General features: G+C 45.7%; 10 protein-coding genes and 1 pseudogene. 3 read left to right on the forward strand and 8 right to left on the reverse strand.

The window, feature by feature from the left end:
* Nucleotides 1-1,287: a M18 family aminopeptidase gene (locus ONT08_RS02705; protein ID WP_264959188.1), complete on the forward strand. Its 1,287-nt coding sequence runs from the start codon at nucleotides 1-3 to the stop codon at nucleotides 1,285-1,287.
* Nucleotides 1,288-1,431: 144 nt separating this feature from the next.
* Here the strand turns inward: ONT08_RS02705 and ONT08_RS02710 are convergent, their stop codons facing one another.
* From ONT08_RS02710 to ONT08_RS02720, 3 genes are all read right to left on the reverse strand, one after another.
* The gene (locus ONT08_RS02710) at nucleotides 1,432-2,742 is read right to left on the reverse strand and encodes an ATP-binding protein (protein ID WP_117727276.1); all 1,311 of its coding nucleotides are present in this window, start codon (nucleotides 2,740-2,742) and stop codon (nucleotides 1,432-1,434) included.
* A 213-nt stretch (nucleotides 2,743-2,955) separates the two neighbouring features.
* On the reverse strand, nucleotides 2,956-3,459 hold the full coding sequence (locus ONT08_RS02715; protein ID WP_264959189.1) for a DUF6377 domain-containing protein: 504 nt from the start codon (nucleotides 3,457-3,459) through the stop codon (nucleotides 2,956-2,958).
* A 452-nt stretch (nucleotides 3,460-3,911) separates the two neighbouring features.
* Complete coding sequence (locus tag ONT08_RS02720) at nucleotides 3,912-5,234, reverse strand: RagB/SusD family nutrient uptake outer membrane protein (protein ID WP_264959190.1); 1,323 nt, start codon at nucleotides 5,232-5,234, stop codon at nucleotides 3,912-3,914.
* A gap of 307 nt (nucleotides 5,235-5,541) precedes the next feature.
* Here ONT08_RS02720 and ONT08_RS02725 point away from each other — a divergent pair, with 307 nt between their 5' ends.
* A complete protein-coding gene (locus ONT08_RS02725; protein WP_264959191.1) occupies nucleotides 5,542-7,902 on the forward strand; it encodes a TonB-dependent receptor in 2,361 nt (786 codons plus the stop codon).
* Between the two features lie 12 nt (nucleotides 7,903-7,914).
* Nucleotides 7,915-8,508 carry a nicotinamide riboside transporter PnuC gene (pnuC, locus tag ONT08_RS02730; RefSeq protein WP_118201290.1) on the forward strand — a complete coding sequence of 198 codons (594 nt, stop codon included), beginning with the start codon at nucleotides 7,915-7,917 and terminating at the stop codon, nucleotides 8,506-8,508.
* 148 nt (nucleotides 8,509-8,656) lie between these two features.
* Here the strand turns inward: pnuC and dnaA are convergent, their stop codons facing one another.
* The 5 genes and pseudogenes from dnaA to ONT08_RS02755 form a co-directional block, all read right to left on the reverse strand.
* Nucleotides 8,657-10,072 (reverse strand): chromosomal replication initiator protein DnaA, encoded by a 1,416-nt coding sequence (gene dnaA, locus ONT08_RS02735; protein WP_264959192.1) that lies wholly within the window; start codon nucleotides 10,070-10,072, stop codon nucleotides 8,657-8,659.
* 310 nt (nucleotides 10,073-10,382) lie between these two features.
* Complete coding sequence (locus ONT08_RS02740; RefSeq protein ID WP_118201291.1) at nucleotides 10,383-11,282, reverse strand: MlaD family protein; 900 nt, start codon at nucleotides 11,280-11,282, stop codon at nucleotides 10,383-10,385.
* 50 nt (nucleotides 11,283-11,332) lie between these two features.
* Nucleotides 11,333-12,655, reverse strand: coding sequence for an N-acetylmuramoyl-L-alanine amidase family protein (locus tag ONT08_RS02745; protein WP_264959193.1), 1,323 nt, complete (start codon nucleotides 12,653-12,655; stop codon nucleotides 11,333-11,335).
* Nucleotides 12,656-12,710: 55 nt separating this feature from the next.
* Nucleotides 12,711-13,088: a dihydroneopterin aldolase gene (folB, locus tag ONT08_RS02750; RefSeq protein ID WP_022121401.1), complete on the reverse strand. Its 378-nt coding sequence runs from the start codon at nucleotides 13,086-13,088 to the stop codon at nucleotides 12,711-12,713.
* Between the two features lie 72 nt (nucleotides 13,089-13,160).
* A pseudogene (locus ONT08_RS02755) lies at nucleotides 13,161-13,619 on the reverse strand (adenosylcobalamin-dependent ribonucleoside-diphosphate reductase); the annotation flags it as partial.
* Between the last annotated feature and the right edge of the window lie 192 nt (nucleotides 13,620-13,811).

Genomic DNA, 13,811 nt, shown 5'->3' on the forward strand with positions numbered 1-13,811 from the left:
ATGATCAAAAGATTATTATCCTTTCTAGACGCATCGCCAGTGAATTTCCTGGCAGTAAAGAATATCTCCGAGGAATTGGAGAAGAACGGGTTCCGCCGTATGAACCCACAGGAGCCTTTGGGCAAGATTGAAGCGGGTGAAAAGTTCTTCGTTACCAAGAACGACTCTTCCATCTACGCCTTCCAAATCGGAAAGAAGCCTTTGGCAGATGCCGGTTTCCACATGATCTGCGCCCACTGCGATTCGCCTACCTTCCGCATCAAGCCAAATGCTGAGATGCTTTGCGAGGGCGGTATCGTAAAACTGAATACCGAGGTTTATGGTGGTCCTATCATGTCAACCTGGTTCGACCGTCCGCTCACTTTGGCAGGTAGAGTTATCGTGAAGGGAGAAAGCGCCATGAATCCTCAGACGCTCCTTCTTCATGTGAAGCGCCCATTGCTGCAGATCAGCAATCTCGCTATCCACTTCAACCGTCAGGTAAACGATGGTGTGAAGTTGAGCAAGCAGAAGGATGTGCTCCCTATCCTCGGCATCATCAATGATGAACTGGAGAAGGGTAACCTCCTGATGAATGTGATAACCAACGAACTGAATATCCAGAAAGAGGATGTTCTTGATTTCGATCTCTATCTGGCTGATGCCACTCCAGCCTGCACCTTCGGTGTACACGATGAGTTTATCTCTTCAGGCAGACTCGACGACCTGTCTATGTGCTGGGCTGGTGTAGAGGCGATGATTGCAGCAGATGCCAATGATACCACCCAGGTTCTCGCCATCTTCGATAATGAAGAGACGGGGTCCCAGACCAAACAGGGAGCCGGAAGTCCATTCCTTTCATATATGCTCCATCGCATTGCCCTGGCACAGAGCCATACAGAAGAGGCTTATTATCAGGCAGTAGAGCGTGCCTTCATGATTTCAGCCGATAATGCGCATGCCTGGCATCCTAACTATAGCGAAAAATTCGACCCTACGAATCATCCTAAGTTGGGCGGTGGTCCGGTCATCAAGTTCAATGCAGCCCAGAAGTATGCGAGCGATGCTGTATCAGCAGCCATCTTCGCCAACATCTGCGATGCTGCCGGTGTACCATGCCAGCGTTTCGTAAACCACAGCGATGTAGCAGGTGGCAGTACATTGGGCAATATCCTCGCCTCTTCCATCCCATTGAAGGGTGTGGATATGGGCAATGCCATCCTCGCTATGCACAGTTGCCGCGAAACCGGTAGCGTTATCGACCACGAATATTGCGTGAAGGCTTTCACCAAGTTCTATCAGTTGTAAGCAATCCCGATTTATCTCTTCACTCTTCACCTTCTCGCCCGTAACCCCTCTGCTTATCGGGGTTTCGGGAGGTGAAGAGTTTTCTTTATCTCTTCACCCACTCTTCACCCCTCTTCACCCATTTATCTTTTTTCTCATTAAAAATTATTTAAAAATCAGTTTCTCCGTTCTATCAGCCAGGAAAAGAGGGATGTTGATAAAGGAATCATCCCTCTTGAGATTAAGCATCGAATATCTGATGCGCAAACCAGGTGAGTACCTTTTGTTATACTCTATCAAACTACGCCCCGTGACACTGGTACCCGACTTCACTTCCACCGGAATAACTTCCAAACCACGCTGAACAATAAATTCCACTTCTGCTTTATTACCCGAAGCCCAATAATGGGAACAATTAACGCCATTAGCCACTAGACTCTGAAGAATATAATTCTCTGCCAAAGCGCCCTTATATTCTTTAAATATAGGATTATCAACCAGATAAGCCTCAGGACTCAAATCAGCAAGCACTCTCAATAATCCCACATCAAGACTATAAATCTTGAAGATGCTCAAATCTTCATACGATTTCAAAGGAACTTGCGGAGTAGAGCACAAGCTTACCTTATATATCAATCCCGCATTTTTAAGCCATGTAAGAGCATCCTCATATTCCCTCGCTCTTGCACCAGGACGAACCAGCTGATAAACAAACTTTCTATTTTCCTTAGCCAACTGTGACGGCAAAGACTTCCAAACATGCGAAATCCTATTAGCCAATAAAGGCGTAGCATGCTTCACAAAGTCCAAGGAATAATCTTGCAAGATATTACGTAGAGTTGTTTCCACGCCACTCAGATCCTTTTCTATCATCTTCATTGCCGCAGCTGGCATTCCACCAGATATACGATAGGCAGTAAATGCCTGAGAAAGTCTATCAAAAAAAACGTCAGGAAGAGGTTCCAAGCTATCTATTGACATATAATATTGGTAAAGCCTTTCATCTCGCTGCTCCAAAAACTCAGAAAAAGTGACAGGATACATATTTATATGGTCAACCTTACCCACAGGAAACGAAAAGCCTTGATGACCAAAAGCCAACCCCAAAAGAGAACCAGCACAAGCCACAACATATTCCGGCGTCTTTTCGCAGAAATATTTCATTGCGCTAATGGCTTCCGGACAGTCTTGTATCTCATCAAGAATAAGCAAAGTCTTCTGAGGCAAAATAGGTTCTGAAGTAAGATATGACAATTGCTCGAGGATTTGCAGCGGGTTCTTGGTCTTGCGAAAGATATCGCAGACTCCCTCTTCTTCATTGAGACTAAAATATGCGCAATGCTCAAAATATTCTTCTCCGAACTTCTGAAGTACAGAAGTCTTTCCTACTTGTCGAGCGCCCAGCATAATCAATGGCTTACGGTCTTTTTTAGCTCTCCATTGTTTTAATTCTTGAATAATTATTCTATTAAACATTTTTTAGCACCTCCATCGTTAAAGTGCGGAAAATGTGTAAGTTTACACATTTCTGATACTTCTTTTGTGAAATTCTCCACATTTTTCACACTTGAGTTTTATTTTTCATCGCAAAGATACTAAAAAAGCGACAAGCAAACAAGCATTTACTACATTTTTAACCAACTTTATTACATCATTTACTGAGCCCACTTTAAAAAGGGGCTCAATATATTATTCTTTTCCTTTTATCGTTCCTAATTCTTTCACATTCTTCTCAAATTCATTTCTTTCACCAATAGCTCCATTACGCAGTTTTGCCCGATAATTGTATATCGTATTAACTGCATAATGAAGGAATTCTGCTATCTTCGTACTGTCATCAATACCCAGTCTTATCAAGGCGAATACTCTCACCATTGCCGGAAGTTTCGCAGCATCAGTAAGATGGATTTGTGCCTCCGGCTTCAGAAGGCTATTGAGGTCTTCCACGAAATCAGGGAACAGATGCAGGAAGACCTTATCGAAATTTGCATAGAGTTCTCCCAACTCGTGTTCCTTCTGTTCACAGCTTCTCGTCATTGAATAAAGTTCCTGATATTCACGGTTCTTTACCATTTTATTGACATGGAGACGCAACTTATCCAGTTTATCTATATAATGAGAACATGCTCCCAGGAACTGACCTATATATTCTTCCTTCACACCATTTGACTCATACAGTTTATCATTTGGCATCTGCCAAGATTATCGTTAACACGTTAATACGCATGCAAAAGTACAAATTTTATTTTTAAATGGAGGGGAGAAATGGGGAAAAAGTGAATAAAAGGACGAAAAAAAATGGTTTTATTTATCGGGAACAGCAGACTGGCGAAACTAGAACAGCAGACTAGCGGTAGGAAGAACAGTGGGCTGTCTGAGCCAAACAGCGAACGAAAACCGGTTTGTCAGGTTTTTCTATAACCGAAATATCATACCGGTTACGGCTGATATCAGAAAAGAAGAAGAAAAATTGATTTTACTCTTCACTCTTCACCCAATCGCTGGGAATGCCTTTATATAAAGGGGGTTCGAGAGGTGAAGAGTGGGTGAAGAGAGGTGAAGAGTTACAAAAAACTCTTCACCCTCCGCAATGCTTTTATATAAAGGGGGTTCGAGCTATCGGGTGAAGAGTGAAGAGTTTTTGGCTATTCCATTGCCTCATATCCTTTATTCTGAACCAACTTACCATTGAAGGCAAGGCTCCGCTGAGGTATCGGGAAGACGATGGAACAGGACGAGAGAGCGGACTGAACAGAACGGCGAAGATGCGATGACTTGAGGAACTTGCCGAAACGGATAAGGTCCTGACGGTGACAGGCTTCGCCCGCCAGCACAACCTGACGGTCTTCCAGAATATTGGCAAGCGATGACTTGCGCGCAGGCAAACCGGCATGCGCACGAACCATATTATACTCTGCCCTGCCATCCCCATCGTTGCGCTCCATCGCCTCAGCCTTCATCAGCAACACATCGGTATAGCGGAAACGGAAAAGAGGTTTGGCTGACCGTGGATGCAGAACAGAATCAGCCTCATCCATCAGCAGCGCATCTTCCGGCATCTGATAACGCACAGAACTGTTGAAGATTTCATCCTCCTCTAAACTGCAGCCCTCATCAGCCAATCTATTGCAATAGAAGATGCAGGTTTCCCATGCATTCAATATTCTGCTGCGGTTCTCACTCGCCTTGCCGCCCGTAATGAGCGAGGCGCCATCGGCAGTACGCACCATAAATTCCAGGTCCCTACCCTTCGGACGCTTCCTGTAACCCTGCGCCCAATCATTGTACATATAGATTTCAGCATTCAGCGCCAGTTTAGCCAGCAGGAAGTTGACCACAGGCTGCGTGATGCGCCCATAATGAGAGCCTTCCTCCAAACTTGACGTCTGAGGAAGATAAGGCAACACCTGCTGCAATTCGCTGAAGATGAAATGGAAGATTTCGCTCCGTTCGCTCTGAGCCGACAGCTTTTCATCGGTAACCGAAGAGCCCGATGCCGGTTCATAGATGAGTGATTCTGCCGCAGACAGGAGTACCGGAATCCTGCCATACAAATCCATCGCCTCATAATACATCATGGCTCTGATGGCACGCACCTCAGCCTTGAACTGCGCCTTCTGATTATCGGTAAGGCGTACTGACTGGAAATCTATCATATCCAGCGACTTGTTACACATGCCGATAGCCCGATAAAGATATTGCCAGGAAGAATAAAGCTGCTCATCATCAGGAGAAAGAGAAAGCAGACTGTCCAGACGCTGAATTTCGCGGATGCCTTCCCCATCTATCGCTCCACCCATAAAATCATATAAAGGAGCTATGGTCGTATCGAATATTTCAGACGCAGAACCATTGCTGCCACCCCCATCGAGCTGATCCTTAGGATGCTCATTCAAGCACGATGAGAATGCCAACAGGGTCAGGAAAGAGATGACCCACGTGAACAAATGTGAAATATACCGTCTCATAACCATATCACATGAAGTTTAGGTTTCAAACTGTCAAGACTGCGAATAACAGCAATCCGACTGCAAATATAAGAAAAAAGAATGATAAAAGGACACAAATATAGTAAAAATCTACGCAAATTTTGCGGGATTAAAATTTATTTGTAACTTTGCACCCGGTTAGCAGAGAGCTAACTAAGGGGTGCTACCGCCAGAAAAGAGAAAAAAGCGGATGCTGAGAATATACCCATCGACCTGAACCAGGTAATGCTGGCGTAGGAAAATAAGGCACATTCCCCCCTTATATAGATGTTTTTAATTTAAATAAATGAAAAGATTCAACGGGATCGCACTCAGTGTAGCGTTTTGCTCTTTGGCAAGCCAGGCTGCACTGGCACAGACAAAAATCGACACCTTGAAGGTGCAGAATTTGAATGAAGTGATTGTAAAAGGCGTACGTGCCGCAAAGGAAGCTCCATACGCCGTGGCTAACATCAGGAAATCAGAACTCAAACAATTCTCTTGCTCAGGTCAGGAATTGCCATTTCTCCTTTCTCGTACACCGGGCATCCTCGCCTGGAGTGAGAACGGTATCGGCACCGGTACTACCTATATGCGCATTCGTGGCGCTGCCGGAAGCCGCATCAATGTAACACTCGACGGAGTGGCTCTCAACTCACCGGAAGACCAGACCGTTTTCTGGGCTAACATGAACAGTTATTCTTCGCTCCTGGGCAGCATCCAGGTACAGCGCGGCGTAGGCTCTTCTACCAATGGCGACGGTGCCTTCGGTGGAAGCATCTCTATGGCTACAGCTGCTCCTTCGCTCACCCCTACTGCAGAAGTTACCGGTTCTTTCGGTTCTTACAATACCTATCATACAGGCGCCAGCTTCTCTACAGGTCTGCTCGGCAAGCATCTGATTTTTGACGGTGCTTATCACGAGACAGCTACCGACGGTTATGTAGACGGTACAGCAGGCCGCTCAGGTTCTTACTATGGCGGACTGACCTGGCTGAGCGATAACTTCAAGGTAAGCTACAAGAACATCGGCAACTTCGAGAAGACCGGTCAGGCTTGGAATGGTGTGCTGGGCGGAGATTACAACTCTAACTTCACCCTCCTTGAGGATGGCATCCGCACCTATAAAGATATGTATAAGGCAGGTCTGGATAAGTTTAACGTGCTGACAGGTGATTTGGTTCGCAACGGCAAGGGCGATTATACCATCACTCCTTATACCCTGCGCGACGGAAGCAAATGGGACAAGACTACTGATAACTTCTATCAGAACCACAACATCCTTTCGGCTACCTGGACACCTGGCAGCCACTGGAGCCACAGCCTCTCACTGCATTATACCTATGGCTACGGCTACTACAAGGAGTTTAAGAACAACGCCAAGTTTGCCAAGTTCGGACTCGTTTACAAGGATGCAGAAGGCAAGAAGGTTAAGAAGTCTGACTTCATCCGCAAGAAGGGACTCACCCAGCATACCTACGGCATGGTATACAATACCAACTACAAGGATGAGCACTGGGATGTTATCGGCGGATTGAACCTGCAGCAGTTCCGCGGCAACCACTGGGGATACCTTACTTATATCGCCAACCAGGATGCCGAGAAGAAGTTCTTCGGCAGCAACGGCCAGTATAAGTACTATGATTCTGATGCCCACAAGTATGACTACAGCGCCTTCGTCAAGGCAAGCTATCGCTTTGCAGACTACTGGAATGCCTTCGCTGACCTGCAGTATCGCCGTGTAGAATACAAGACCGACGGTATCAACGATAAATTTATCGCCCAGGCAGATGGCAGCTACAAGAACCAGGAGCTGAACATCAACGAGAAGTACAACTTCTTCAACCCTAAGGCAGGTATCAGCTTCAACAAGGATGGCCACAAGGCATACGCATCTGTAGCCTACAGCAACCGCGAGCCAGAGCGCAACAACTTTACCGACAACTTCAACTATCCATTCCCTAAAGAGGAGAAGTTGCTCGATGTAGAGTTCGGCTATCAGTATCAGGGCGACAACTGGCATGCAGGCGCCAACTTCTACTATATGGATTATGACAACCAGCTGGCTCAGACCGGACTGTTGAGTGACATCGGCGAGGCGCTGACCACCAACATCAAGGATTCTTACCGTATGGGTGTAGAGCTGACAGCCGGCTGGGCACCATTGTCATGGTTGTCTGTAGAAGGAAATGCCGCTTTGAGCAAGAACAAGATTAAGGACTTTGATGAGTATGTAAGCAACTGGGAAGACGACAAGAAGCCAGGCGTAGTACATTACGACAACTCAACCCTGTCTTATTCTCCATCAGCTATCCTGAACGGATTCATCGATATCCACTATGCCGGTTTCTCAGCTACCTGGCACACCAACTTTGTAAGTCGCCAGTATATTACCAATACAGAAGACCGCGACTTCTCACTGCCATGCTATTCACAGAGCGACCTGAGCCTGAACTACAGTGCTAAGGTAACCAAGGCACTCGGCATCAAGGAGATAAGCTTCGGTGTAGACATCAACAATATCTTCAACCGCCACTATGCAGCCAGCGCATTCACCTGGGGCAATGCTATCGGTTACGGATATACATTGGACAACCGATTCAAGCAGATAGCCTACATCCCGATGGCAGATACCACCTGGATGACGCATCTTACATTGAAGTTCTAATCAGAAATCATCATGATGGATTATATTGCATCACATGGTTTAGACATCTTTACCACGGTACTCGGACTGGTTTATATCCTGTTGGAGTACCGTGCCAGTATCTGGCTTTGGCTGGTAGGCATCATCATGCCTGCCCTGGACGTATGGCTCTATTGGAGTCATGGTCTTTACGGCGATGCGGGTATGGCGGTCTACTATACGATAGCCGGTATATATGGTTATGCCGTATGGAAATATGGCAAGAAGCACAACCAGAAGGAGAAAGAAGAACTTCCGATTACCTATATGAAGAAGTCGCTCTATCTCCCTACTCTTCTGTTCTTCCTGGCAGCCTGGAGTATCACCTATTATATACTGATAACTTTCACCAACTCTACAGTTCCTCTGCAAGACAGTTTCACCAATGCCCTGAGCTTTGTGGGGCTCTGGGCGCTGGCACGCAAATATATCGAGCAGTGGTTCTTCTGGATTATCGTAGATGCCGTTTGCTTCTATCTCTATATCGTCAAAGGTATCCCATTCAAGGCAGGACTTTACGGTCTCTACGTCATCATCGCCGTAGCCGGATACTTTAAATGGAAGAAGATGATGATAAAAAAGAGTTGATAGTTAATAGTTCAGATATTATAGACGGAAAAAGGAAGCCAAGGCAAAAACAAACTTGCCAGGCTTCCTTTATTTCATTTATATAAACAAGAACCACTATACCAAGGTTCCGCGCTTAAACTTATCCTATCAGCGAAAAGCACATCCTTTATGCCCTTTTCACCTTTAATCCGTTTTCGATACTAACCAGTTCATCGCTGAATCCAGCATCAATCTTCAGTCTTTCTTCCACTTTTGAACAACTGTGGATAACTGTGCTATGATCACGATTACCAACGAGTTTGCCGATTCTCGAAGCAGGCATTTTGGTATATTTCTGTGCCAGATACATCGTTACCTGTCTTGCCACGACATAATCACGCTTACGGCTCTTGCTGTTCACGGCAGTAACCGTTACATTATAATGATGGCAAACCGTTTCTACGATGTCATCGATGGTGAGCGGCTTATCATCCACCTTCACCGCACGCTTGATGACGCGCTCGGCAAGACGGATATCAATGCTGCTGTTATAAACAATGCTGTAAGCCAGAAGACCATTGATGGCTCCCTGCAAATCGCGCACACTTCCGTTACAGGTCTGGGCGATGAAAGAGATGACATCTACCGGAATCTTCAAACCGTCACGACGGATCTTATTGCTCAGGATATCCACACACAACTGGATATTCGGCTTCTCCAACTCGCAGACCAGACCACAAGAGAAACGGGTGAGCAAACGGTCTGGCATATCCTTCAACTCTACCGGAGGGCGGTCGCTCGCCAGAATAATACGCTTTCCGTTGCGGAAAAGGTGGTTGAAGATATGGAAGAAGGTATTCAGCGTCTTCGCCTTACCAGCCCACTCCTGGATATCATCCACAATCAGCATATCGATAGACTGATAGAAATTGATGAAATCATTGCTCGCATTATGGAGCACAGCATCAGTATACTGGGTCTGGAAAAGACGGGCACTCACATAGAGCACACGCTTCTGAGGATACATCTGCTTCGCTTTCAGGCCGATGGCATTCACCAGATGCGTCTTACCGCTACCCGAAGGTCCGTAAATGAACATTGGGTTAAACTGGGTGGTGTTGGGATGCTCGGCAATAGACAATCCTACGGAACGAGGCAGCTTGTTGCTGTCACCCTCCATATAATTGTTGAAAGTAAGCTTCGGGTCTAACTGTGTATCAATGTCTTCCTGCTGCTGGGGAGCGGCAGGCTGGGCAGCCGTCTGCTGGGCACGCTCACGAGCCTGCTTTGCCATATCAGCATCGTCTGGATCTGCCTCTATATCTTGAGAAAGCTTATGCTCCTTATCGGTTACAACACGATAAGTGAGACGGATTCCTTCACCAAAATTACGATGCAGCACCTTACTTAACAAGTCAACAAAGTTCTGTTCCAAGTACTCGTATACGAACGGACTCGGAACCTGCACCAACAAAGTCTTTGTCGACGGCTTGTACGATTCAAAGACGATTGGCTTGAACCATGTGTTATATTGCTGCTCTGTTACACTGTCCTTTATGAGCAAAAGACTGTTGTCCCAGAGGGCTTTTGGACTTGCTAACATTGATTACTTATATTATTAATACTTTAATTCACAAATGACGGGACGCACCAAAAGATGCGAAATCACGTGCAAAGTTACAAAAAAAATAGGAGAAATGCAAATCCCCTTATTTAAAATATTTTAATAGATAGTCTTTAAATTACTGAATACCAAACACTTGTCAAAAATACAAATATAGCAGACTGAAAATCAGTGAAACAATAATGTAACGTCCCCGAAACGGCTAACAAACAAACAGTTTGCGAGTCATTTCGGGGCGTGAAACATACCGAATCTTATTTAGACTAAATTTATTTAGCTCGAACTCTTTTTACTTGTCTTTTCTGCCGAAAACAGAGAAATGGACATAGCGTTTCGGATGTGCCTTCAAGTCGATAACCAAGGAGTCGGCATGACTCATGGTTGACGTCAGATTGTCGTACAGTTTGGTATCGTTCATCAGCAATCCGAGGCTGCCCTGGTTGCTGTTCAGCTTCTCAGTAAACTGATGAGCACTCTCCAAAGTCTGGTTCACCTTGTTCAAAGTGCCCTGCACATCAAGACTGGCCAGATTAGCTGTGAGGCGGTTGGTATTATCCAGCACGCCATTTGCCTTTCCAATCATACCCGGAACCTGTTTGTTGAGTCCTGCCATCAGGGTATTCAGTTCACGTGTAGAAACGGTGAGGTTGCTTGTGATGGTTTCCACATTATGCAGCGAAGCAGCCAGAGCCGGGTCAGCCAGCAGCGCATTCACGCTGGTAAGGATAGAATCCAACTTAGGCAACATCTTTTCCACTACCGGAACCAGGTTGGCAGCCTTATCCATCATGCCTCCGTTTACAGCACCCGGAATGATACCTCCCGGTTCTACTCTTTCGCGCGGATTGTTTGCCAGAAGCAGATTCACCTGCAGGTTACCCATCAAGTCTTTTACTATTTCGGCTTTACTGCCCTGCGGGATTCTCAAATCCTTGATAATATCCACCTTTACTTTGATAGGACCATTCTCCTTGTAATCATATTCCAAACCATCCACGATACCTACCTTATAACCATCCGCATAAATAGGCGTAGAGGCACCCAGTCCCTGGATGTCATCAAACGTCATATAGTAGGCGTTGTTGGTAGAGAACAGATTCATGCCTTTCAGAAAATTGATTCCGAAATACATAATCAAAATACCGACAATAGCTACAAGAGCTATCTTGATTTCTTTTGTTAGCTTCATATTTATCTCTTTATATATTCGTGCTTATATCTTATCCTTACTCAGGTCAATCAGCGGTTTCTGTTCTGTTTGAACTCACGTATAGCCTGATTCACATCATATTTCTTTCCATTCTTGAAAGCTATGATGAAAGCTTCCGGGAACTTCTCGGCAAGCGTCTTGCGCAAGCGGAAAATCTCATTATAGTTGGTAGAAGCTCCCATCGTATATTTCACCATATTGCCTTCCTGATAACTGTCATAACCGGTTTCGCCCTTAAAATGGGCATCGCCCTTGCGGAGCGTGCGGTTGCTGACAAATATCTGGAGCTTGAAGACAGGCGCATCGGCTACATTGGCTTTCTGCTGTGCCGGCTTGTTCTGAGCTACAGTTCTGTTCTGCTGCGTCTGTCTGTTCTGCTGAACCGGCTTATCCTGCGGGTTCTGTCTTCTGTTCTGCTGAACCGTTTTAGCCTTTGTTGCTCTGGTTTCCACCTGCTTCACCGTTCTTCTCGGCGCAGTATCCGCCTCCTCAGCACGGCGCTCGTCCTTTTCCTGTTTCGTATCAGAAACTATCTTGGCAACCGGCACCGATTCTGTATCCGCAGCCCGATAAGGAACCGAGATGGATTTATCGTATTTATTGCGATATTGCGCAAAACCTTCGTAGATGCCTCGGGCGATATCATCCACCCTGCTGGCATCGTTGAGCAGTCTTTCTTCATCGGCAGTAGTGATGAAACCGAGCTCTATCAGACAGCTAGGCATCGAGGTTTCTCTGAGAACCAGGAATCCTGCCTGATGCACACCCTTATCCGGACGGTTGGCACCGGAACATACCTTTCGCTGGATATTGCGCGCCAGTTCTACGCTTCTCTCCATATTCTTACCCTGTATAAACTCGAAGATGATGTAACTCTCAGAAGATCGCGGGTCGAAACCCTGATAGGTATGCTGATAGCCCTTCTCCATCGAGATAACGGAGTTCTCTCGCATAGCCACATCGAGATTATCCTTGGCACGGTGCATACCGAGCGTATAGGTTTCAAAACCGCGGGCTATCTTACCGGCTGGCAGCGCATTGGTATGTACCGAGATAAACAGGTCGGCATTGGCGCGGTTAGCAATGTTGGCACGCTGTTTCAGAGGAATAAAGACATCCGTCTTGCGGGTATAGATGACTCTCACATCCGGCATATTGCGCTCAACATATTTGCCAAACTGCAATGCCACAGAGAGATTGATATTCTTTTCTTTGGAAATAGCACCACGTGCGCCCACATCATGACCGCCATGACCTGGGTCGATAACGAGCGTGAAACGGCGGTTGGAGCCTGTCGCTGTCAGCACCAACATACACAATAGGGGCAATATGAGTGTTATTTTCTTCAACATATCTTTCTGATGATTTTGCAAAATTACTACTTTTGTATCAGAAAACCTAAATCTACTATAAAGTTTTATCATTTGTTAATACAACTTCTACCCCTGCGCCGTCACAATCTGCTCCAAAAGGAGGATTAACTTTGGTAATAGCGAGTTGTATTTTCTGAATAGTCGGATATTCTGCAAAGAGTCGCTTTCCTATCCTTCCGGCTACATGTTCCAGCAGTTTGCTAGGTATCTCCATCTCCTGTTTCACGAGTTCATAGAGTTCTGCATAGTTGAGGGTTCCAGCCAGTTCATCGGTTTCCATGGCTCTGGAGAAATCATAGCTCACATCCAGATTCACCACATAATCGTTGCCCACCTGGGTTTCCTGTGGCAGAACGCCGTGATATGCATGGAAACGGACATTCTTCAAGTATATCTTACTACGGAAAAGCATAGTTTATATCAGTTTCTATCTTGGGGATTAGGATTAGGATTCGGAATCACTATCATCGTAAAGTTTCATCAGGCTACCATCCTTCAGATATCTCTTCAGGGCTGTCACAACACCTTTCTTCCAGGTATTGATGTTATCTGAAGTAAGCTGGAGCTGATAAACGAGTTTGATGACATGTTCGATAGGCATACGGTAGCGCAGCACACCGGAAATCAGCTTGGCATAGTTCCAGTATTCAGGATTAAACTTCTCGCTCAATCCCTCAACCGTAATCTTATATCCTCGCTTGTTCACAAACTGGAAGTCGTATCGCTTCAAGCCTCCATCCAGAATGGTCTTCACGATCTTGCCTTTGCTTACAGATTTAGGCAGCATGATACCCTCGTCCTCATCCTGCAAACCCGTGAAGATTTCGTATGGATGACCGTCGAGCAGTCCTACCAGAGCCACCCATTTCTCCTTATTATTCTGGAATCGCACCACATCGCATTCCAGTTCTCGAGGTCGCACCTCCATTACTTCAGGAGAGAAAACAGGAAGATGAGTTTCCTCTGAAACAACATTGGCTATCTGATCATAGAGTTTATTCCAATCAGACTGTTCTACATGATAATTCTGATGAAGTGTTGCCAGATTAGCATTCAATTCATCTATAAGAGCCTTGGAAGCCTCTTCAAAAGTCATATTTTCAATATATTCCATATCAAACGTTTCATATTTAGG

The sequence above is a fragment of the Segatella copri genome, from assembly GCF_026015465.1.
Taxonomy (GTDB): domain Bacteria; phylum Bacteroidota; class Bacteroidia; order Bacteroidales; family Bacteroidaceae; genus Prevotella; species Prevotella copri_E.